Here is a 19,584-nt window from a genome sequence, read left to right on the forward strand (position 1 = left end):
GCGCAAAAATAGAGCGAATGAACGCGGCTTACAACCGCAAACTCGGCAATCCTTTGCGCGTGTGTCTTTGAGGTGCAAAGTCCTCTTTTCTTCGCAGTTGCAGCATGGCATATGATGCCGCCAGAAATAGAAGATTTCTAATTGTATGTGAGGATCACAAATGACCAATCGTTTCGTTACCGGCGCCATCATCACAGGTCTCGCTCTGAGCCTTTCCGCGTGTAAAGAGGACGCCAAAGATGCCGCTGATGCCGCCGCTGGTGCTGCGACTTCTGTTGTCGAAACAACCACCGAGGCCGCAACCGATGCTGCCGGCGCTGTGACCGAGGCTGTCGAGGGCGCGGCCGAGGCCGCCACCGATGGTGCGTCCGATGCTGTCGAGGCCGTAGAGGCGGCTGCTGACGCGACTGTCGAAGCTGCTGAGGGCGCTGTCGAGGCTGCGACCGACGCTGCCGCTGATGCCGTTGATGCTGTGACGGACGCCGCCGATGGTGCTGTCGAGGCCGCAACCGATGCCGCCGATGCAGCGACGCAAGCCGCAGCGGAGGCCACACAGTCCGCCGCCGATATGGCTGAGGGCGCAACCGATGCCGCAACCGACATGGTGGAGGGTGCCGCCGATATGGCTGCCGACGCCGTCGAGGGGACAACCGACGCGGCCACCGATATGGCTGCCGACGCATCGGACGCCGCCAAAGATGCCGCAGACGCTGCCGCTGATGCGATGCCTGCAATGTCCATGGACGCGATGAAAGAGTTGCTGACGGTTGACGGGTTCGACCTTGATAAAGTCACTGCAATGGTCGAAGCCGCGCCATTGGCTGACGATGCCAAAGCCACTGTGATCACCGCTCTGGATCGCGCCAAAGACAGCCCCGAGCTTTTGGGTGCCGTTCTCGAACGTGTTCGCACGCTGCTTGGTATGTAAGTCAAGTCCCTGACTTGAATTGAAACGAATGAAGGCCGTGCGGGGGGAACCTCGCGCGGCCTTTTTATGGGGCTTTGGGGGGCGTTGGTCCCGAGCCATCCTGTTGCGGACAAAAAAGCCCCGCCTGAGCGGGGCCATTTGCGTGTCGCTATGGGGTGCGATCAGTCGACGAAGGCCTTTTCGACCACATATTCCTTTGGCTCGGAATTGGCGCCTTCGCGCAGCCCGAAGCCATCCAGAATGACCATAATGTCTTTGTTGAACGCGAGGTTGCCGCACACCATGCCGCGGTCGGTTTCGGGGTTGATCGGCTCTATGCCGAGATCCTCGAACACCTTGCCCGAGGACAGGTTGTCGGTGACGCGGCCCATATGGTGGAACTCTTCGCGCGTGGTGGTCGGGTAATAGCGCAGCTTGCCCTGTTCGATCTCGGACAGCATTTCGTCGGACTTGATATGTTCGACCAACTGACGACCGTATTCCAGTTCGGAAACCTGACGGCAGGTGTGCATCAGGATAACTTCGTCAAACTTTTCAAATACTTCGGGTTCGCGCATCAGTGAGGCAAAGGGGGCAATGCCCGTCCCTGTGGCGAACATCCACAACCGTTTTCCGGGCAACAGCGCATCTACGACGAGGGTGCCGACGGGTTTGGGGCGCAAAATGATCTCGTCGCCCACTTTGATATGTTGCAGACGTGAGGTCAGCGGGCCGTCCTGAACCTTGATCGAATAGAACTCCAGATGCTCCTCCCATGACGGCGAGGCAATGGAATAGGCGCGCAACAGCGGTTTGGCCTTGCCCGTCTTCGGGTTCACATCGCCCATCAGGCCGATCATCACGAACTCGCCCGAGCGAAAGCGCAGCGTTTGCGGGCGTTCCACTTTGAACGAGAATAGGCGGTCATCCCAATGGGTTACCTCCAACACCTTGGCGGCATCGGGCAGGGTGGGGACGGGTTTTGTTTTAATTTCGGTCACTTGGCTCTGCTCGTTCATATCGGGTTTGATGCTCTCTAAATGAGTATGTCGCATGTAGCTTTGATCCAGATCAGGTTCGACCCTTGCCTTGTGGCGAGATCCATCGGGGCATCGCCACAGGGGCCATCGGGTGCTGTTTTGATCTGTCAGGCGCGTTTGCGCAAGCGGCTCTGGTAATCGTTGGCGGTCCATTCGGCGCGAAACATCCATTGCGCGGCGGGTTGGCGGGCGGCCAGTTCGGCGGAGATTTCCACCTCGTCAAACCCTGCACGCCGCGCCATCGCGTATTGATCGGCGATCACATGCCCGCGGGCGCGCAACTGACCCTTGTAACCACCAAGGCGCAGCAAACGGGCGAGCGTGAAACCGCGCCCGTCCGAGAAGGACGGGAAGTCGATGCGGATGCCCTCGGCGTTGCTGTATTGGGTCAGTGTTGCGGGATCGGTGTCGGAGGGTAGGTCGATCCAGATGCCGTCAAAGTCATCCGTCGTAAAGCCGTTGTCCTGGACAATCACGCTCATGGCGGTGTCTCCCGTGTCTTGTGTGAGTGGTGGGGTGGGGTGGGCCGGAACGGGTCCGCGCACCATTTTGCCGTCCACGAAATGGATGCCGCATTCTTCTTTTTGGCTGCCGCGCCACCGCCCCGCACGGGGGTCTTCGCCCGCTTTCACGGGCGAGGTGCACGGCGCACATCCGATCGAGGGGTAGCCCTTGGCCACGAGCGGGTGACGGGGCAGGCGGTTGTTGATGATGTAGTCCTGTACATCCTGGGGCGCCCAATGGGCCAACGGATTGATTTTAATCCGTGTGTCCAATTCGTTCTCAAAGAAATCAAGCGTTTGGCGGCTGTTGCCCTGAAACCGTTTGCGTCCCGTGATCCATGCGTCAAAGCCGCCGAGCGCGGTTTGCAGCGGCACGGTCTTGCGCAGCGCACAGCAGCTATCGGTATCGCTTTTGTGCAAAAGACCCTCGGGATCGTGTGCGGCAATGCGCACGGGCGCGGGCCGGATCCGGCGCACATCGCGCAGGTCCAGTGTTTTCACGAGGTCAAGCTGATAGGCGATGGTTTCGGCAAACAGCATTTCGGTGTCGATAAAGATCACCGGCGTGTCGGGATTCATCACCGAAATCATGTGCAACAACACGACACTTTCCGCGCCGAAACTGGACACAAGTGCGATGCGCCCCAGTTCGGCATCGCGCAGCGCCAGTTCAAGCACGGAGGTGGCCGAGTGGTTGCGATAGCGGTCGTTGAGCCGCGCCACGCGGTCATCGACCGACCCGTAGGTGGACGTCAGAAGGTCAGCCTCATGCGGCATGTGCGCTGTCCTCTTTGGCGGGATAAAGGGCCGTTTTGAACGGCTCCATTCCGAGGCGGCGATAGGCCGCGATAAAGGGTTCGTCGGCGCTGTCGCGCAGCTCCAGATAGGCGTGGATCAACCGCTCGATCGCGGGAATGATCTCGTCATAGGCAAAGCCCGGTCCGGTGCGTTCGCCGATCACGGTGGTTTCGGTGCCGTCCCCGCCAAGGGTGATCTGGTAGTTTTCAACGCCGGCGCGGTCGAGGCCGAGAATGCCGATGTGACCGACATGGTGGTGGCCACAGGCATTGATGCAGCCCGAAATCTTGATTTTGAGCGCCCCGATGTCGTGTTCGAGTTTCAGCGCGTCGAAACGGGTTGCGATGCCTTGGGCCACGGGAATGGCGCGGGCGGTCGCCAGTGCGCAATAGTCCATCCCGGGGCAGGCGATGATATCGGAGATCAGGCCGATATTTGCCGTGGCAAGCCCGGCGGCTTTCAATGCGGCGTGCAGCGCGGGCAGGTTCGATTTGTGAACGTGGGGCAGGATAACGTTTTGCTCGTGCGAGATGCGCAATTCGTCGTGACCCCAATCGCGGGCGGCCTGTGCCAAGACGCGCATTTGCGCCGATGTCGCATCACCGGGCGTCTTGCCGTGGGCCTTTGTCGACACAGTGACAATGGCATATCCGTCGGCTTTGTGCGTCGCGAGGTTGGTGTCGGCCCACGCGCGGAACATGCGGTCGCTCTCATAGGCGCGGGTGTAGGGGTCGATCGGGGCATCGACGAAGGCGGGGGGGGCAAAGAAGGGTTCGATTTGTGCAAGAACGTCCAGAGCCGTCTCGTCAAAATCGGGGCGGATCTGGTCGAAGCGTGCCTGTACGCGCGCGGCGATATCGTCGATGCCGTGCTCATGTACGGTAATTTTGATGCGGGCTTTATACTTGTTATCGCGACGCCCGAGCAGGTTCCACACCGAGACAACCGCCTCAAGGTAGGGAAGCAGGTCGCCAAAGGAGATGAAGTCCTTGAGCACTTTGCCGACCATCGGTGTGCGGCCAAGGCCCCCCCCGACGATAACCTGGGCGCCCAATTCGCCGTTGTGTTTTTTGAGGACGAGACCGATGTCATGGGCCCGTACCACGGCGCGGTCGGCCTCGGCACCTGTGACCGCGACTTTGAACTTGCGCGGCAGGAACTGGAATTCGGGGTGGTCGGTGGACCATTGACGGATCAGCTCGGCCACGGGGCGCGGGTCGGCGACCTCATCGGCGGCAGCGCCGGCAAAGTGGTCGGCCGTCACGTTGCGGATGGTGTTGCCGCTCGTCTGGATCGCGTGCATGTCGACATCGGCGAGCGCATCGAGCATGTCAGGCACATCGGGCAATTTGGGCCAGTTGTATTGGATGTTCTGGCGGGTGGTGAAATGGCCATAGCCCTTGTCCCACGTGTCCGCGATATAGGCCAATTGGTCCATTTGGTCAGGGTTGAGCGTGCCATAGGGAATGGCCACGCGCAGCATATAGGCGTGCAATTGCAGGTACAGACCGTTCATCAGGCGCAGCGGGCGAAACTCGTCTTCGGTCAGTGATCCATCGACGCGTCGCTCCACTTGCCCGCGAAACTGGGCACAGCGCGCGCGGACAAAGGCCTCGTCGAAGTCGTTGTACTTATACATCTGCGGCTCCTGTTACCTGTTTGCCGTGGGCGTAGTTGGATGGCCCTGTGCGGCGAAAGTCTTCACGAAAGTGGGTTGGCTCCGGTCCGGTCGCCCCCTCGATGGCGTCGGCCAGATAGGCGCCCACCTGCATCCCGTCCTTGGCCGCTGTTGCCAGTGCGGCCTCGGCTGTTTCGGCGTCCTTATAGAGGGCCGCGTCACCGAGCGCACGCACCCATGTGCCATTGGCGTCGAGATAGATCACGTCCCCCTCGAGAAGGGCGTTGGCGGTGACGACTTTGGGCGTAAAAGGGCGAGCCATGAGAGTTTTCCACTTGCGATTTCCTACGCTCAATTTAGAACATTGTTCTATATATTGCACAGGGGTCACACCAAATAAGGGTGTTTGTTCTGGGCCTCTTGGCGGGCTAGTCCCGTGTTCCGCAAAAATGGAGAAAATCGAAATGGGCGTCCAACTTGACGAGATGGATCGGAAAATCCTGCGTGAGCTTCAACACGATGCAAGCCAGTCTTTGGACGAAATTGCCAAAACCGTGGGCTCGTCAAAGACCCCGGTTTGGAATCGTATCCGCAAAATGCGCGAGAACGGGGTGATCGGTCAGGAGACGGTTATTCTGGATGCCGAAAGCCTTGGATTGGAGGCGTGCTTCTTTGTGCTGGTGCGGACAAACGCCCATGAAGCAGGGTGGCAGGAAAAATTCCTACAGGTGCTCAAAGCCCGCCCCGAGGTGTTGGAGGCGCACCGTCTGGCCGGCGAAATCGACTATATTTTGAAGGTCCGCGTCACCAATGCCAAAGCCTACGACGCCTTCTATCAGGCGCTGATCGAAGAGGTGTCGATCTATAACGTCACCGCATTGCTGTCGATGGAAGAGATCAAATACACCACCGAATTGCCGCTCTGAGGCCTGTCGCGACATTGAAAAAGGGCGCGGTGACCGATGTCGCGCGCCCTCTCCCGTGTCTGCGTCTCTGTCGTATCGGTGCGATTAGCGGTTGCCCGAGGTTGTAAACCGTCCTGCCTCTGCGGCGGCGGTGCGTAGGGCATTGGATTTGTTGACGGTTTCTTCAAATTCGAGCTGTGGGTCGCTGTCATAGACCACGCCGCCGCCTGCTTGGATATAGAGCTTTTCGTCCTTCACCACACCTGTGCGCAGCGCGATGCACATGTCCATGTCGCCATTGGCGGAGAAGTACCCAACACCGCCGCCGTAGACACCGCGTTTTTCAGGCTCCAACTCGTCGATGATCTCCATCGCGCGGACTTTGGGGGCGCCTGACACGGTGCCTGCGGGCAGACCCGCGAGCAGGGCCGAGAGCGCGTCCTCGTCGTCGGACAATTCGCCCACCACGTTGGAAACGATGTGCATGACGTGGGAATAGCGTTCGATGATGAACTCTTCGGTCGGGCGCACGGTGCCGATTTTGGACACTTTGCCGGTATCGTTGCGGCCCAGATCAAGCAGCATCAGGTGCTCGGCCAGTTCCTTTTGATCGGCGAGCAAATCCTCTTCGAGGGCCTTGTCCTCGGCGGGGGTGGCGCCACGTTTGCGGGTGCCTGCGATCGGGCGGATGGTCACTTCGCCCTCGAACACGCGCACGAGAATTTCGGGGGAGGCACCGACAATCTGATAGCCGCCGAAATTGAAAAAGAACATGAACGGCGAGGGATTGGTGCGGCGCAAGGACCGGTAAAGCGCGAAGGGCGGCAGCGGAAAATCCTGTGTCCAACGCTGTGCCGGTACAACCTGGAAAATGTCGCCTGCGGTGATGTATTCTTTGGCCTTTTCAACAGCTTGCAGGTAGCCCTCGTGGCTAAAGTTGGACACGGGCGGCGGTGCGGTCCAGTCCTGACCAAGGGCGTGCGAGACCTCGACAGGGGCGCGTTCGAGGTCGCGTTGTGCGTCCATCACCCGCTCTGCGGCTTGGGCATAGGCGGCTTTGGCGGATTGGCCGGAGCCGGCCCATGCGGGCGAGACGATGATCACCTCGCCTTTGACACCATCCAGAACGGCGACAACCGACGGGCGCATCAGCACCGCATCAGGCAGGCCGATGGGGTCGGGGTTCACGTCAGGCAGGTGTTCGACCAGACGGATCATATCGTAGCCAAGATAGCCGAACAGACCCGCCGATGACGCGGGCAATTCGGGCGGTAGATCAATTTTGCTTTCCTCGATCAGGGCGCGAATTGCGGTGAGCGGGTCGGCGTCCTGAACGACGAACCCGTCGGCATCAAAGCGGGCATTGCGGTTGATTGCGGCGGTCGTCCCGTCACATTTCCACACCAGATCGGGTTTCATCCCGATGATGGAATAGCGCCCGCGGACCTCGCCACCCGTGACGGATTCGAGCATGAAACTGTCGGTGCGCGCCCCTGCCAGTTTGAGCATGATCGACACGGGCGTGTCGAGATCAGCGGCCACTTTGGCGTAAACGACCTGGTTCTGACCGGCCTCGTATGCGGCCTCGAATTCGGGAAAGGACGGGATCAAGGTGGCCATCGGGTTCGACTTTCTGTGACGGTTTCGCGCCTTATGGCATTTGGGTGTGAACGGCATTGATTGCCGCTTGGTTGACGGTGACGCCATCGCGCAGACGCATTGCGTTCGCAAAGGCCGTGATGACGTCCTGTGCGGCGCCTTGGGCGGCTTGCTCGGCGTAGCTTGCGGCGATTTCGTCCATTTCGGTATTGGTCTCGGGGGGCTGAACCGTGTCGATTTTGGCGATGACCACGCGGTCTGTGCCGGTCACAACGGTTGTGGCGCCTTGTGCCAGACCGGGGGCGAACACCGCGTCGATGAACCCCTGTGGCATGGTGGCGATGAAATCGCGGCGGGTGATGTCGGTAAAGACCTCAACAGGCAGCTCCAGTGCGCCGATCGCGGTGCCGGCGGCCACTTCGGTCTGGATCATGTCGGCGCGGGCCTTAAGCTGTTTCGCGGTCTCGGCAACGGTCCAATCGGCCACCACCTGATCGCGGACCTCATCCAGAGGGCGCACGGCGGCGGGGGTGATCGCGTTGAGGCGCAGGGCGAAAATCCCGCCATCGGACAGTTCGATGATCTCGGGGAAATCGCCGACCTGCGCGTCCTGAACGGCGGTGACAAAGGTCGCGAAGGAGGCAATGCCGTCCTCGGAGGCGGTGGACCAGTTGATTTGACCCAATTCCATTGCCGTCTCGTCCGACAGTTCCTCAAGCGTGGCCCCCGAGGCCAGAAGGTCGTCGAGGGTTTCAACGAGATCGCTGATGTCGCGACGTGCGGCGTCCATGGCCATCTCTTTGGCCAGATCGTCGCGGGCCTCTTCATAGGTGATTTCGGAGGCGTCGAGCACAGCGTTGACGCGGAACAGGGCAGGACCCAGATCGGACATGACGGGACCAACGACACCAAGGTCCTGTGCGCCGAACACCATGTCGGCGGCGGCACCGATGTCACTTGCGGCGACATCGCCAAGATCAATATCGGCCAACACGAGGCCGCGTGCGGTCACCTCGTCCTCGAACGTGGTTTCGCCCGCGGCAATGCGGTCGGCGGCGGCTTGGGCATCGGCGTCGGAGCCATAGACGAGACGCTCCACGAGGCGGCGCTCGGGTTGCATGTAGGCGGCGATGTTGTCGTCGTAAATCTGGCGCAAGCTGTCTTCGTCAAGCTCGGCACTGTCGGACAGCATGGTGGGCGAGAGCCACGCATAGGTCACATCGCGGGTTTCGGGCGCGGTGTAGGCCTCTGGCGTTTCCTCATAGCGGGCGGTGATCTGTGCCTCGGTCGGTGCGGGGATTTCGGTGTCGAGATCGGCGGCGGTCAGGCTTGCCACGCTGATGGTGCGCCGTTCGCCAAGCCAGTCCACGATCACTTTGGCATAGGCGTCGGGCATGACAACGCCCGTGGCCAACGCGCCCTGAAGCAATGCGCGGGCGGTATCCGTGCGCAGCGCCTCTTCGAATTCGTTGGTGGTCTGGCCGAGGCGGTCGATGGCGAATTTATAGGTGTCGGCATCGAATTTACCGTCGAGCCCCTGAAACGAGGGGATGGTCATCAAGGTGCGGCGCACTTCGTCGTCGCCGACCGAGACGCCAAGGCGGGCCAATTCCCCGTCCAGAGCGGCGCGGGTGAGAAGGCCGTCGAGCACCTGATTGGTGACGCCGAGTTGTTGGGCTTGGGCGACGGTGATTTGTTGGCCCGTCTGTTGCTCAAGGGCGCTCAGCTCGTTTTGCAAGGCGCGCGAATAGAGGTTGATATCGACCTCCTGGTCGCCCACGGCGCCGACACTGCGCACCGTGCCGCCAAAGTTGGTGGCGCCAAAGCCACCAAGGCCGAGCACCAACAGGCCAACAATGCCCAGTGCAACCATTTTTCCGCCGCTGCCTTTACCGCTCGCCATGTCTTTGTCTCTCCTTAACTGTGGCGAAATGTCTAGGCGGTTCGTGCCGCGCCCGCAAGGCGGATTGGCGGGATCATGGATCAATATCGGCCAAACGGCCTAAAAGGTCTGTGATCCCGTCGCAATCCAGATTGGCAAAGGCGATGCGCAACTGGCGCTTGCCGCGCGGATCGCCCTGCGGGGTAAAGAAGGTCGCGGGCAACAAAAGCACGCCCGCATGATCCACGAGCCACGGTGCAAGAGCCGTTGCGGGCATGTCGAACGGGTGGGCGACATAGGCGAAAAAACCGCCCGTCCCCAAGAGTGTCCATCCCTTGGCGGCCAAGGGTGCAAAGCCGTTTTCAAGGGCGCTGCGGCGTTTCAGGATTTCGCGGCGTTCCTGAGCGAGCCAGTCGCCCAAATTCTGCATCCCCCAAAGAGCGGCGCGTTGGCCGAGTTGATTGGGGCAAATGGTGACGGTATCGAGGTATTTCTCCACCTCCAAGAGCCGGGCAGGTGAGGCCGTGAGGGCGCCAACCCGGTGGCCCGTGAGGCGGTAGGCCTTTGAAAACGAATAGATTTGAACAAGTGTATCGCGCCAATCGGGTTGGCGCAGCAAGATGTGGGGAGCACCGTTGCGGGCATCAAAGTCGCGGTAGGTTTCATCGACGACAAGTGCAATCCCGTGGGCGCGGGCCAAGGCGTAGAATTTGGTGAGCAACTCGGACGGGTATTCGACGCCTGCGGGGTTGTTGGGCGTGACCAGAACAATGGCGCGGGTGCGTGGCGTGATGAGGCTTGCCGCGCGCTCCAGATCAGGCAGCATGTCCGCGCCCGTGGGCAGGGGGACGGCGGTGACACCCGCCATGTCGCACCACATTTTATGATTGAAATACCAGGGCGTCGGCAGGATCACTTCGTCGCCGCTGGCCGCCAGAGTGGACATCACGGCGGTAAATGCCTCGTTTGCGCCCGACGTAATGGCGATGTCGTCGGGGGTGACGGAGGCGTGATACGTGGCGCTGACATGTCGGGCGAGTTCGCCGCGCAGGGCGTCGAGGCCCAACACGGCGCCGTATAGGTGCACATTATCGTCTTCGACGGCGAGGCGTGCAATTTCCTGACGCAACTCCAACGGGGGCGGGGCCATGGGGGCGGCTTGGGACACGTTGAGCAACGGGCGTTCCTTGGGGAAGCTTTTCCCCGCGACCCATGACTGTGCCTCTACAATCGGAGAGCGCGATGTGCGTGCCATCGGGGCAGCGAGGGGCAGGGGCGTTGTGGTGGCCATTGGGGGCTCCTAAGCGTCAAATCATCCGTTGATTTATACTTAGGCAGCGGGCGGCGGGCTGACAATGGCTGCGCCGACAAAGCGTAGGCTTTAACGCAAAACGCCCTCGCATGGGGCGAAGGCGTTGGGCATTATATGATTTAGCGCGGAATTCAGTCTTTGCCACGGTAGGGTTGCACGTATTGCAGGGCCATATCCCAGGGGATGAGCGCTGTTAGAAAACGCCGTGGGGCGGCGTTTTGCGCGCGAACCGAAACGTCTCAGGTTTCGGATTTCCCCGTTTGGTCACCGTGGGCGTATTCAGTCTTTGCCACGGTAGGGTTGCACGTATTGCAGGGCCATATCCCAGGGGAAAAAGATCCATGTGTCCTGACTGACTTCGGTGACAAAGGTGTCGACCTGCGGGCGGCCTTGGGGTTTGGCGTAGACGGTGGCGAAATGGGCGTTGGGGTATAGGCTGCGGCACAGTTCAAGCGTTTTGCCGCTGTCGACCAGATCGTCGATGATGAGAATGCCCGTGCCGTCGCCCATCATGTCGGCGTCGGGGGCTTTGAGAACCTTGGCTTCGGAGCGCTCTTGATGGTCGTAGGATTTGACCGAAATGGTATCGACGGTGCGCACGTCCAGTTCGCGGGCGATGATCATCGCAGGGGCCATGCCGCCACGGGTGATCGCCACAATCGCACGCCATGCGCCGTCATCGGGGCCTTTGCCGTCCATACGCCACGCCAACGCACGGCTGTCGCGGTGGATTTGGTCCCAAGAAACATGGAAGCCTTTTTCGTGTGGCAAAAGCGGATCGGTCATGCGGCGGTTCCTTAGCTGAGGACAAGTTTTGCGGATAAGGCGGCGAGCAGCCCCCCGAATACGCGGTCAAATACGGTTTTGAGAGTCATATAGACCCTGCGCGTGCGTTCCAATGAAAAGATCCGCGCAACGATAATATTCCACCCCGTATCGTTAAAAAACACGATGCCGAGTACGACGGGGTAGGCCCATGCGGGGGCGTCGACCGGCATAAAGGTCAAAAACACCGTGCCAAAGAACAGCGCGGGTTTGGGGTTGGCCAGTTGCGTGGTGATGCCCAGGCGCACGAGGCCAAGGTTGGACAGGCCGGTTTTCCCTTCGGGCAGGTCGGTTTGCATCGGTTCGGGGGCGTGTTTCCAGATTTTATAGGCGAGATAGAGCAGATAGCTCGCACCGATCAGTTTGAACCCTATCAACAGTTTCGGGGCCATCTGGAACAACAGGGCCAGGCCGAAAAGGGCGGCGATCGCCCAGATCACCGCGCCAAGTCCGATGCCGATCGAGAGGTAAACCCCGCGCGTCATGCCATCGCGCAGGGCCGTGCGCGCGGCCAGCAACACGGCTGGCCCCGGTGACATGGCGGCGGCGAGATGCACGAAATAGATCGCGGCGAGCGCCGCGAGCGTCATCGTCTAGCCCTTTGTGATGTCGGGGGCGTCGACGGCCTTCATGCCGACAACGTGGTACCCCGCATCAACGTGGTGTGTTTCGCCCGTGACGCCCGATGACAGGTCGGACAACAGGTAAAGTGCCGAGCCGCCCACATCGTCGATGGTCACATTGCGGCGCAGGGGCGAGTTGTATTCGTTCCACTTCATAATATAGCGGAAATCGCCGATGCCGGAGGCGGCGAGCGTTTTAATCGGGCCGGCGGAGATGGAGTTGACGCGGATGCCGTCCTTGCCCAGATCCTCGGCGAGGTAACGCACGGAGGCCTCAAGCGCGGCCTTGGCCACACCCATGACATTGTAATGCGGCATAATGCGTTCGGCGCCATAGTAGGTCATGGTGATCATCGATCCACCATCCACCATCAGCTTGGCGGCGCGTTGTGCCACGGCGGTAAAGGAATAGACGGAGATGTCCATCGTCATGTTGAAGTTGTCGCGGGTGGTGTCGACATAGCGGCCGCGCAATTCGGCCTTGTCGGAGAACCCGATGGCGTGGACGATAAAGTCGATCTTGCCCCAACGGGCTTCGATATCGGCAAACAGCGCATCGACGGAGGCGCCATCGGTCACGTCACACGGCACAACGAAATCGGAGCCGAGTTGTGCGGCAAGCGGGTCTACGCGTTTCTTGAGTTGCTCGCCTTGGTAGGAGAAACACAACTCCGCACCATGTTCGGCCAAAGCCTTTGCAATGCCCCACGCGATAGATTTGTCGTTGGCGAGGCCCATAATGAGGCCACGTTTGCCTTCCATAAGTTTTGTCATGGTCGGTCCTTTACCCGTTTTATACCTGTTGTCTCAGGCTTTATGCGGTTTGGGCGCGTCTCGCAAGGTTTTGCCCGCCTCGCGGTGAACTTAAACCCGCGCGATACGGTGTGACTTGTCGGGCAGGGGGCAAAGGACTATTTGCCAGTACAGGCAACGATGGAGGGCATGGTGATGGACAAGCGTAAGGGGATTTTTGCAGGGGACGATCCGTTCGGGATTGCCCGTGCATGGCTGACAGAGGCCGAAGGCACGGAAATCAATGATCCCAATGCCATCGCGCTGTCCACGGTTGATCCGGACGGGTTGCCCAATGCCCGTATGGTGTTGCTCAAAGAGATCGCGGATGATGCCTTTGTCTTTTTCACCAATTACGAGAGCCGGAAGGGGGCCGAGATCGAGGCCAGTGGCAAGGCGGCTTTTGTGATGCATTGGAAAAGCCTCCAACGCCAGTTGCGCGTGCGCGGCGTCGTTGTTCGTGAAAGCGCGGAGGCTTCGGATGCCTATTACACCTCGCGCGCTCTGGGCAGCCGCATTGGCGCGTGGGCCTCGAAACAATCACAACCGCTGGCCTCCAAGGCGGCGCTGATGGAAGCCGCGGCCAAAGAGGGCCTCAAGCACGGCTTGCACCCCAAACGGCCCGATTTTTGGGGCGGGTATCGAATCTTGCCCCTTGAAATCGAGTTTTGGGCTGCGGGCGAGTTTCGCCTTCACGACCGCTTTCGTTGGCGTCGCGAAACTTTGGAGGGGCCCTGGGGTATCGAACGTCTCAACCCGTGAGTATTGGTTTTTCACGCCTCCCCCGGGTTCAAAGCTTACGTTACGTGACCGCATAACATGTTCTAAAAGACAGGTGCGGGCGGGTTGCATAACGGGCCATTCTATCCCAACTCTATCTGTGGGATGAGAGGGCGCTTGTCATGAGCGCCCATAAAAATGGAGGGAGCGTACGCGCTCCTACGTGCTTATATGACTGATGATGATTTGAGTATCGTGTCAGGCCACGTAAAGTGGTTTGATCCGGTGAGAGGTTTCGGCTTTGTTGTGTCCGACGCGGGCGGGTCCGATATTTTGCTCCACGCGAATGTGTTGCGTAATTTCGGACAAAGCTCTGTTGCGGATATGGCAAAGATTAAACTGTCGGTTCAAAAGACCGACCGTGGTGTGCAAGCGGTTGAAGTGATCGAAGTGGCCCCGCCCGAATTGGGCGAGGGGCTTGTTCTCGAAGATCTGGAACCGATTGATGGCGAGACAGAAAACCTGCCGTTGGAACCCGCACGGGTAAAATGGTTCGACAAGAGCAAAGGGTTCGGGTTTGCCAATGTCTTTGGCCGCCCCGAGGATGTCTTTGTTCACGTTGAGGTCTTGCGCCGCTCTGGTCTGGCTGATTTGATGCCGGGCGAAGCTGTGGGACTGCGCGTCATTGAGGGCCGTCGAGGCCGGATGGCCGCGCAAGTCACGGCATGGGACGTGGCGATGAAAGACAATGAACACAACACCGACCAACACGCGGATCTCCCCGACGACTCCCCCCACGACTGATGTCTGTCGGGGGTGGGCGTTTGCATGGGCTGTAATTTGCGCAGGCGTGGGACTTGTCCCCGCTGCGCAGGCGCAGTCCTGTGCGCTTGACCGCGTTGTCGTGTCGGGGGGATTCGGTACGGTCGGATTCGCGGTCGAGATTGCCGATGACGCGCAGGAACGCGCCCGGGGGTTGATGAATCGCGAACAGATGCCCCGCCTGTCGGGCATGTTGTTTGTCTACGAGAGCCCGCGCCCTGCGGCGTTCTGGATGAAAAACACCTTAATTCCATTGGATATGCTGTTCGTGGATCAGCGCGGGGTTGTCACGCGCATCCACGAGAATGCTGTGCCGTTGGATCTGACCGCGATCGAGGGCGGTGATCAGGTGTTTGCTGTGCTTGAAATCAATGGCGGTCTGTCCGAGTCTTTCGGCCTATCGGTCGGTGACACGATCACGCACCCCGCCTTTGGGCCGGACGCCGCGACGCCCTGTGCGCCCTGAGGGCAATTTTCACCTGATATGAGGCGCGATGGCACACGCCATACGGGTAAATCCGGCGTTGTGTGGGCCGTAATTTGATGCCGGATACGGATAAACAAAAAAACCCGCAAAAAGGGCTTTTCATTGGCGCGAACAGGCTATAGGAAACGCGCACGGTCGGGGCGTGGCGCAGCCTGGTAGCGCACCTGTTTTGGGTACAGGGGGTCGGAAGTTCGAATCTTCTCGCCCCGACCACATCTTCCAAATTCATCGCGAAACACGGAGTTCCTTTTCAAGGGGACATTCCGGCGTCTGGCGCCATTCGGTGGGTCGCTTGCCCTGCGATGCCCCATACACGTTGTGATTGATTCGAAGTGACGCGTGTCGTCGCCCTCATGTGGTACAACATGTCCGAATGGACAGATTTTGCCCTATATAAATGGGCTTATGCGTGTTTCTTTAGGGATATGACCGCATTTTCACCACTATATGTAGTATTCAGGCACGGTGGTGGTTGCGGGCCTTCGGGGCCGCGAAAAAATCCATACACGGGATTTCAGGCTTATCCACACCCCTTCGTGCATAGTTTCAAAACCACCGTCGAAGTGGTCTAAAACAAAGGCAAAATCCAGGGCTGTTAACCTCTTCGAATCGACGCCTCCTGTGGGTAAAACCGGTCAACCGAATTTCGCCTGACAAAACGTGAAAAATGCGTTGACCGCATACCTCAAAACGCTGCACATTGTGCGGGCCGAGTGGTTGCATACTACATATAGTGTTAACTGCGGCGAGGGACACGGGGCCGTCAAGGTCGGTAGCGTCATGTGCACAGAGCTGCGCAGGATAGGGTTTCAACGCCACATCCCGCAAAAGCAGACAGTCACGCGATCTCACCGGCGCATTGGGCAGACCTGCATATATAGTGATGATACGGAATCAACCGCCCCCACCAAGGCGCGAGGACTGGTTTTGTATTCCGGATCTTTCCCCTCCCGCGACAGACACAAGATGTAGCGTTCAGTCCGCTGAGAACGGCGCACAGACACGGCACACAGACAGTGACGACACGAAGAAAAGCTACGGGGCAGCACACATGAAAATCGATCGCAATTTCACCACGGCAGGTAAAGACGCCTACGCGGATATTCCGTTCACCCTCACAACGTCGGAAATTCGCAATCCCGATGGCACGATCGTTTTTAAACTGGATGAATGCGAGGTCCCTGCGAAGTGGAGCCAAGTGGCCTCCGACGTGATCGCACAAAAATATTTCCGCAAAGCCGGCGTTCCTGCGGCGACCAAAAAGGTCAAGGAAAAGGGCGTCCCCGCCTTCCTCCAGCGCTCCGTCCCCGACGAAGATGCGCTCGCCAAACTGCCCGAAGACCAACGTTTCGTCGGTGAAACCTCCGCGAAACAGGTGTTCAACCGTCTCGCCGGCGCATGGGCCTATTGGGGGTGGAAGGGTGGTTATTTCACCTCCGAGGACGACGCGCGCGCCTATTACGACGAAATGCGGTTCATGCTTGCCCGTCAGATGGCCGCACCGAACTCGCCACAGTGGTTCAACACGGGTCTGCATTGGTCCTACGGCATCGACGGTCCGGGTCAGGGTCACTACTACGTGGACTTTGAAACCAAAGAACTGACCCGCTCGACCTCTGCCTACGAGCACCCGCAGCCGCACGCCTGTTTCATTCAATCCGTCGCCGACGATCTCGTGGGGGATGGTGGCATCATGGACCTTTGGGTGCGTGAGGCGCGTTTGTTCAAATACGGCTCCGGCACGGGCACCAATTTCTCGTCCTTGCGTGGCTCCAACGAGGCGCTGTCGGGTGGCGGTAAATCCTCCGGTCTGATGGGATTCCTCAAAATCGGTGACCGTGCCGCGGGCGCGATCAAGTCGGGCGGCACCACACGCCGCGCGGCCAAGATGGTGATCTGCGACATGGATCACCCCGATGTCGAAGAATTCATCAACTGGAAAGTGATCGAAGAGCAAAAAGTGGCGTCCATCGTGGCGGGCTCCAAGATGCACGAGCGTCAACTCAACGCGATCTTTGATGCCATCGGCACATGGGACGGCAAAGAGGCGGACGCGTTTGATCCGGCCAAAAACGGCGCCCTCAAAGGTGCGATCAAATCCGCCAAACAGGTGGCGATCCCCGAGACATATGTCAAACGCGTTCTGGATTACGCGAAACAGGGCTATTCCTCGATTGAATTCCCGACCTATGACACCGATTGGGACAGCGAGGCCTACGCGTCTGTGTCCGGCCAGAACTCCAACAACTCCGTGCGCGTCACCGATTCGTTCCTCAAAGCGGTCAAAGATGATAGCGATTGGGAATTGATCCGCCGCACCGATGGCAAAGTCGCCAAAACCGTCAAGGCCCGTGACCTGTGGCAGGACGTCGGCCACGCCGCATGGGCCTGTGCCGATCCGGGGATCCAGTTCCACGACACCGTCAACGCATGGCACACCTGCCCCGAAGACGGCCAGATCCGTGGCTCCAACCCGTGTTCCGAGTATATGTTCCTTGACGACACGGCCTGTAACCTCGCGTCGATGAACCTGCTGACCTTCCTCAAGGGCGGCGTGTTCGACGCAGACGAATACATGCACGCCACCCGTCTGTGGACGCTGACGCTCGAAATCTCCGTGATGATGGCGCAATTCCCGTCCAAAGAGATCGCGCAGCGCTCGTTTGATTTCCGCACGCTTGGTCTTGGCTACGCCAACATCGGTGGCCTGTTGATGAACCTCGGGTTCGGCTACGACAGTGACGAGGGCCGCGCCCTGACCGGTGCGTTGACCGCGATCATGACCGGTGTCTCCTATGCCACCTCCGCCGAGATTGCGGGTGAATTGGGCGCGTTCGACAAGTTCGAAAAGAACCGCACCCACATGCTGCGCGTCATTCGCAACCACCGCAACGCGGCTTATGGCAAAACCACGGGCTATGAGGGTCTCGACGTCAAACCTGTCGCCCTTGATCACGCCAACTGCCCCGATGCGAAACTGGTCGAACTGGCCAAAACCGCATGGGATGATGCGCTTGAGCTCGGCGAGAAAAACGGGTTCCGCAACGCACAGGTGTCTGTGATCGCGCCAACCGGCACCATCGGTCTGGTGATGGATTGTGACACAACGGGCATCGAGCCGGATTTCGCACTCGTGAAATTCAAAAAGCTTGCCGGTGGCGGGTATTTCAAGATCATCAACCGTTCGGTTCCTGCTGCGCTTGAAAAACAAGGCTATTCGAGCGCCGAGATCGAAGAGATCGTGGCCTACGCCGTGGGTCACGGCACCATCGGCAATGCACCCGGCATCAACCACACCGCCCTCATCGGTCACGGGTTTGGCCAGGCGCAGATCGAAAAGATCGAAGCGGCACTGCCCTCGGCCTTTGATATCCGTTTTGTGTTCAACCAGTGGACGCTCGGCGAGGAGTTCTGCACAGGGACGCTTGGCATTCCTGCGGCGAAACTCAATGATCCGTCCTTTGATCTGCTGCGCTCTCTCGGCTTTACCAAAAAAGACATCGAGATGGCCAATGACCACGTGTGTGGGACCATGACCTTGGAAGGTGCGCCGCACCTCAAGCAAGAGCACTACTCGATCTTTGATTGTGCGAATGCGTGCGGCAAAAAAGGGACGCGGTACCTGTCGGTTGAAAGCCACATCACCATGATGGCTGCGGCGCAGTCGTTCCTGTCAGGGGCGATTTCCAAGACGGTGAACATGCCCAACAACGCGACGATTGACGACTGTCTTGCGGCCTATGAGCTGTCTTGGTCGCTCGGTGTCAAAGCCAACGCCCTCTACCGTGACGGCTCCAAATTGAGCCAACCGCTTGCCACCGCCCTTATCGAGGATGACGACGAGGCCGAGGAAATCCTTGCCAACGGGTCAACCCATGAGAAAGCAACGGTTCTGGCTGAAAAGATCATCGAAAAGGTCATCATCAAAGAGGTCGCGCGCGGCCGTGAAAAGATGCCGGACCGCCGCAAGGGCTACACCCAAAAGGCCAACGTGGGCGGACACAAAGTGTACCTGCGCACGGGGGAATACGAGGGCGGCGCCCTTGGCGAGATCTTCATCGACATGCACAAAGAGGGCGCGGGGTTCCGTGCGATGATGAACAACTTCGCCATCGCGGTCTCCGTGGGTCTGCAATACGGCGTGCCACTCGAAGAGTTCGTGGATGCCTTCACCTTCACCAAGTTCGAACCTGCGGGCATGGTGCAAGGCAACGACAGCATCAAGAACGCGACCTCGATCCTCGACTATATCTTCCGCGAGTTGGCCGTGTCCTACCTCGACCGCACCGATCTGGCGCATGTCAAACCGCAAGGTGCTGCCTTTGACGATCTGGGGCGTGGCGATCAAGAGGGCAAATCCAACGTGTCCGAGCCGTCCGAGGCGGCCAGTGCCAAATCCATCGAAGTGCTCAAACAGATTTCCTCAACGGGGTACCTGCGCAAGCGTCTTCCACAGGAATTGGTGGTGCTGCAAGGCGGCGCAGGGGCCATGGCCTTTAGCAATGCCATTGATGCGGAGGCCGCACTTCAGACCTTGGTGCCAGAGGTGAAAACCTCCGTTGCGGCCACGGTATCCGGCGGGACCGCTGTGTCCACCGGAACGGTCTCGATGGATGCGCGGGCCAAGGCCAAGATGCAGGGCTACGAGGGCGATCCATGTGGCGAGTGCGGCAACTACACGCTTGTGCGCAACGGCACCTGCATGAAGTGCAACACCTGCGGCGGCACCTCCGGCTGTAGCTAAACGATAG

The 19,584-nt window shown here is 59.5% G+C and carries 16 protein-coding genes, 1 tRNA gene and 1 pseudogene; 7 read left to right on the plus strand and 11 right to left on the minus strand.

The features are described from left to right. Window positions 1-160: 160 nt before the first annotated feature. The gene (locus tag ACN0Q0_RS14540; RefSeq protein WP_417244133.1) at window positions 161-928 is read left to right on the plus strand and encodes a translation initiation factor 3; all 768 of its coding nucleotides are present in this window, start codon (window positions 161-163) and stop codon (window positions 926-928) included. A 161-nt stretch (window positions 929-1,089) separates the two neighbouring features. On the opposite strand, the gene ACN0Q0_RS14545 is transcribed toward ACN0Q0_RS14540, so the two are convergent. The 5 genes and pseudogenes from ACN0Q0_RS14545 to ACN0Q0_RS14565 form a co-directional block, all read right to left on the minus strand. Then, window positions 1,090-1,926: a ferredoxin--NADP reductase gene (locus tag ACN0Q0_RS14545; RefSeq protein WP_417244200.1), complete on the minus strand. Its 837-nt coding sequence runs from the start codon at window positions 1,924-1,926 to the stop codon at window positions 1,090-1,092. Between the two features lie 128 nt (window positions 1,927-2,054). Next, window positions 2,055-2,495, minus strand: a complete 441-nt coding sequence (locus ACN0Q0_RS14550) for a DUF934 domain-containing protein (RefSeq protein WP_417244201.1) — start codon at window positions 2,493-2,495, stop codon at window positions 2,055-2,057. Then, window positions 2,478-3,227 (minus strand): annotated as a pseudogene (locus ACN0Q0_RS14555) (phosphoadenylyl-sulfate reductase); the annotation flags it as partial. The pseudogene ACN0Q0_RS14555 and the gene ACN0Q0_RS14550, both read right to left, overlap by 18 nt. Continuing rightward, the gene (locus ACN0Q0_RS14560) at window positions 3,217-4,887 is read right to left on the minus strand and encodes a nitrite/sulfite reductase (protein ID WP_417244134.1); all 1,671 of its coding nucleotides are present in this window, start codon (window positions 4,885-4,887) and stop codon (window positions 3,217-3,219) included. The gene ACN0Q0_RS14560 and the pseudogene ACN0Q0_RS14555, both read right to left, overlap by 11 nt. Further along, window positions 4,880-5,188 (minus strand): DUF2849 domain-containing protein, encoded by a 309-nt coding sequence (locus tag ACN0Q0_RS14565; protein ID WP_417244135.1) that lies wholly within the window; start codon window positions 5,186-5,188, stop codon window positions 4,880-4,882. The genes ACN0Q0_RS14560 and ACN0Q0_RS14565 overlap by 8 nt, the downstream gene beginning before the upstream one ends. 142 nt (window positions 5,189-5,330) lie before the next feature. Here ACN0Q0_RS14565 and ACN0Q0_RS14570 point away from each other — a divergent pair, with 142 nt between their 5' ends. Then, window positions 5,331-5,792: an Lrp/AsnC family transcriptional regulator gene (locus tag ACN0Q0_RS14570; RefSeq protein ID WP_417244136.1), complete on the plus strand. Its 462-nt coding sequence runs from the start codon at window positions 5,331-5,333 to the stop codon at window positions 5,790-5,792. Between the two features lie 84 nt (window positions 5,793-5,876). On the opposite strand, the gene trpE is transcribed toward ACN0Q0_RS14570, so the two are convergent. The 6 genes from trpE to fabI all read right to left on the minus strand — a co-directional run bounded on the left by trpE (window position 5,877) and on the right by fabI (window position 12,786). Then, window positions 5,877-7,391: an anthranilate synthase component I gene (gene trpE / locus ACN0Q0_RS14575; protein WP_417244137.1), complete on the minus strand. Its 1,515-nt coding sequence runs from the start codon at window positions 7,389-7,391 to the stop codon at window positions 5,877-5,879. Between the two features lie 31 nt (window positions 7,392-7,422). After that, window positions 7,423-9,273, minus strand: a complete 1,851-nt coding sequence (locus ACN0Q0_RS14580; RefSeq protein ID WP_417244138.1) for a SurA N-terminal domain-containing protein — start codon at window positions 9,271-9,273, stop codon at window positions 7,423-7,425. A gap of 73 nt (window positions 9,274-9,346) precedes the next feature. After that, the gene (locus ACN0Q0_RS14585; protein WP_417244139.1) at window positions 9,347-10,543 is read right to left on the minus strand and encodes an aminotransferase; all 1,197 of its coding nucleotides are present in this window, start codon (window positions 10,541-10,543) and stop codon (window positions 9,347-9,349) included. A gap of 300 nt (window positions 10,544-10,843) precedes the next feature. Beyond that, window positions 10,844-11,350, minus strand: a complete 507-nt coding sequence (gene gpt, locus ACN0Q0_RS14590) for a xanthine phosphoribosyltransferase (RefSeq protein ID WP_417244140.1) — start codon at window positions 11,348-11,350, stop codon at window positions 10,844-10,846. A gap of 11 nt (window positions 11,351-11,361) precedes the next feature. Further along, a complete protein-coding gene (locus ACN0Q0_RS14595; protein ID WP_417244141.1) occupies window positions 11,362-11,979 on the minus strand; it encodes a LysE family translocator in 618 nt (205 codons plus the stop codon). Between the two features lie 3 nt (window positions 11,980-11,982). Then, complete coding sequence (gene fabI, locus ACN0Q0_RS14600; RefSeq protein WP_417244142.1) at window positions 11,983-12,786, minus strand: enoyl-ACP reductase FabI; 804 nt, start codon at window positions 12,784-12,786, stop codon at window positions 11,983-11,985. A gap of 174 nt (window positions 12,787-12,960) precedes the next feature. On the opposite strand from fabI, the gene pdxH reads away from it, so the two are divergent. The 5 genes from pdxH (at window position 12,961) to ACN0Q0_RS14625 (ending at window position 19,577) form a co-directional block, all read left to right on the plus strand. Next, window positions 12,961-13,566: a pyridoxamine 5'-phosphate oxidase gene (pdxH, locus tag ACN0Q0_RS14605; protein ID WP_417244143.1), complete on the plus strand. Its 606-nt coding sequence runs from the start codon at window positions 12,961-12,963 to the stop codon at window positions 13,564-13,566. Between the two features lie 189 nt (window positions 13,567-13,755). Beyond that, window positions 13,756-14,328 (plus strand): cold-shock protein, encoded by a 573-nt coding sequence (locus ACN0Q0_RS14610; RefSeq protein WP_417244144.1) that lies wholly within the window; start codon window positions 13,756-13,758, stop codon window positions 14,326-14,328. A 46-nt stretch (window positions 14,329-14,374) separates the two neighbouring features. Further along, window positions 14,375-14,812: a DUF192 domain-containing protein gene (locus ACN0Q0_RS14615; protein WP_417244145.1), complete on the plus strand. Its 438-nt coding sequence runs from the start codon at window positions 14,375-14,377 to the stop codon at window positions 14,810-14,812. A gap of 157 nt (window positions 14,813-14,969) precedes the next feature. After that, window positions 14,970-15,046, plus strand: a tRNA-Pro gene (locus ACN0Q0_RS14620). Between the two features lie 838 nt (window positions 15,047-15,884). Continuing rightward, window positions 15,885-19,577 (plus strand): vitamin B12-dependent ribonucleotide reductase, encoded by a 3,693-nt coding sequence (locus tag ACN0Q0_RS14625; RefSeq protein ID WP_417244146.1) that lies wholly within the window; start codon window positions 15,885-15,887, stop codon window positions 19,575-19,577. The last annotated feature ends 7 nt before the right edge of the window (window positions 19,578-19,584 follow it).

It is taken from the genome of Celeribacter sp., assembly GCF_048259695.1.
GTDB lineage: Bacteria > Pseudomonadota > Alphaproteobacteria > Rhodobacterales > Rhodobacteraceae > Celeribacter.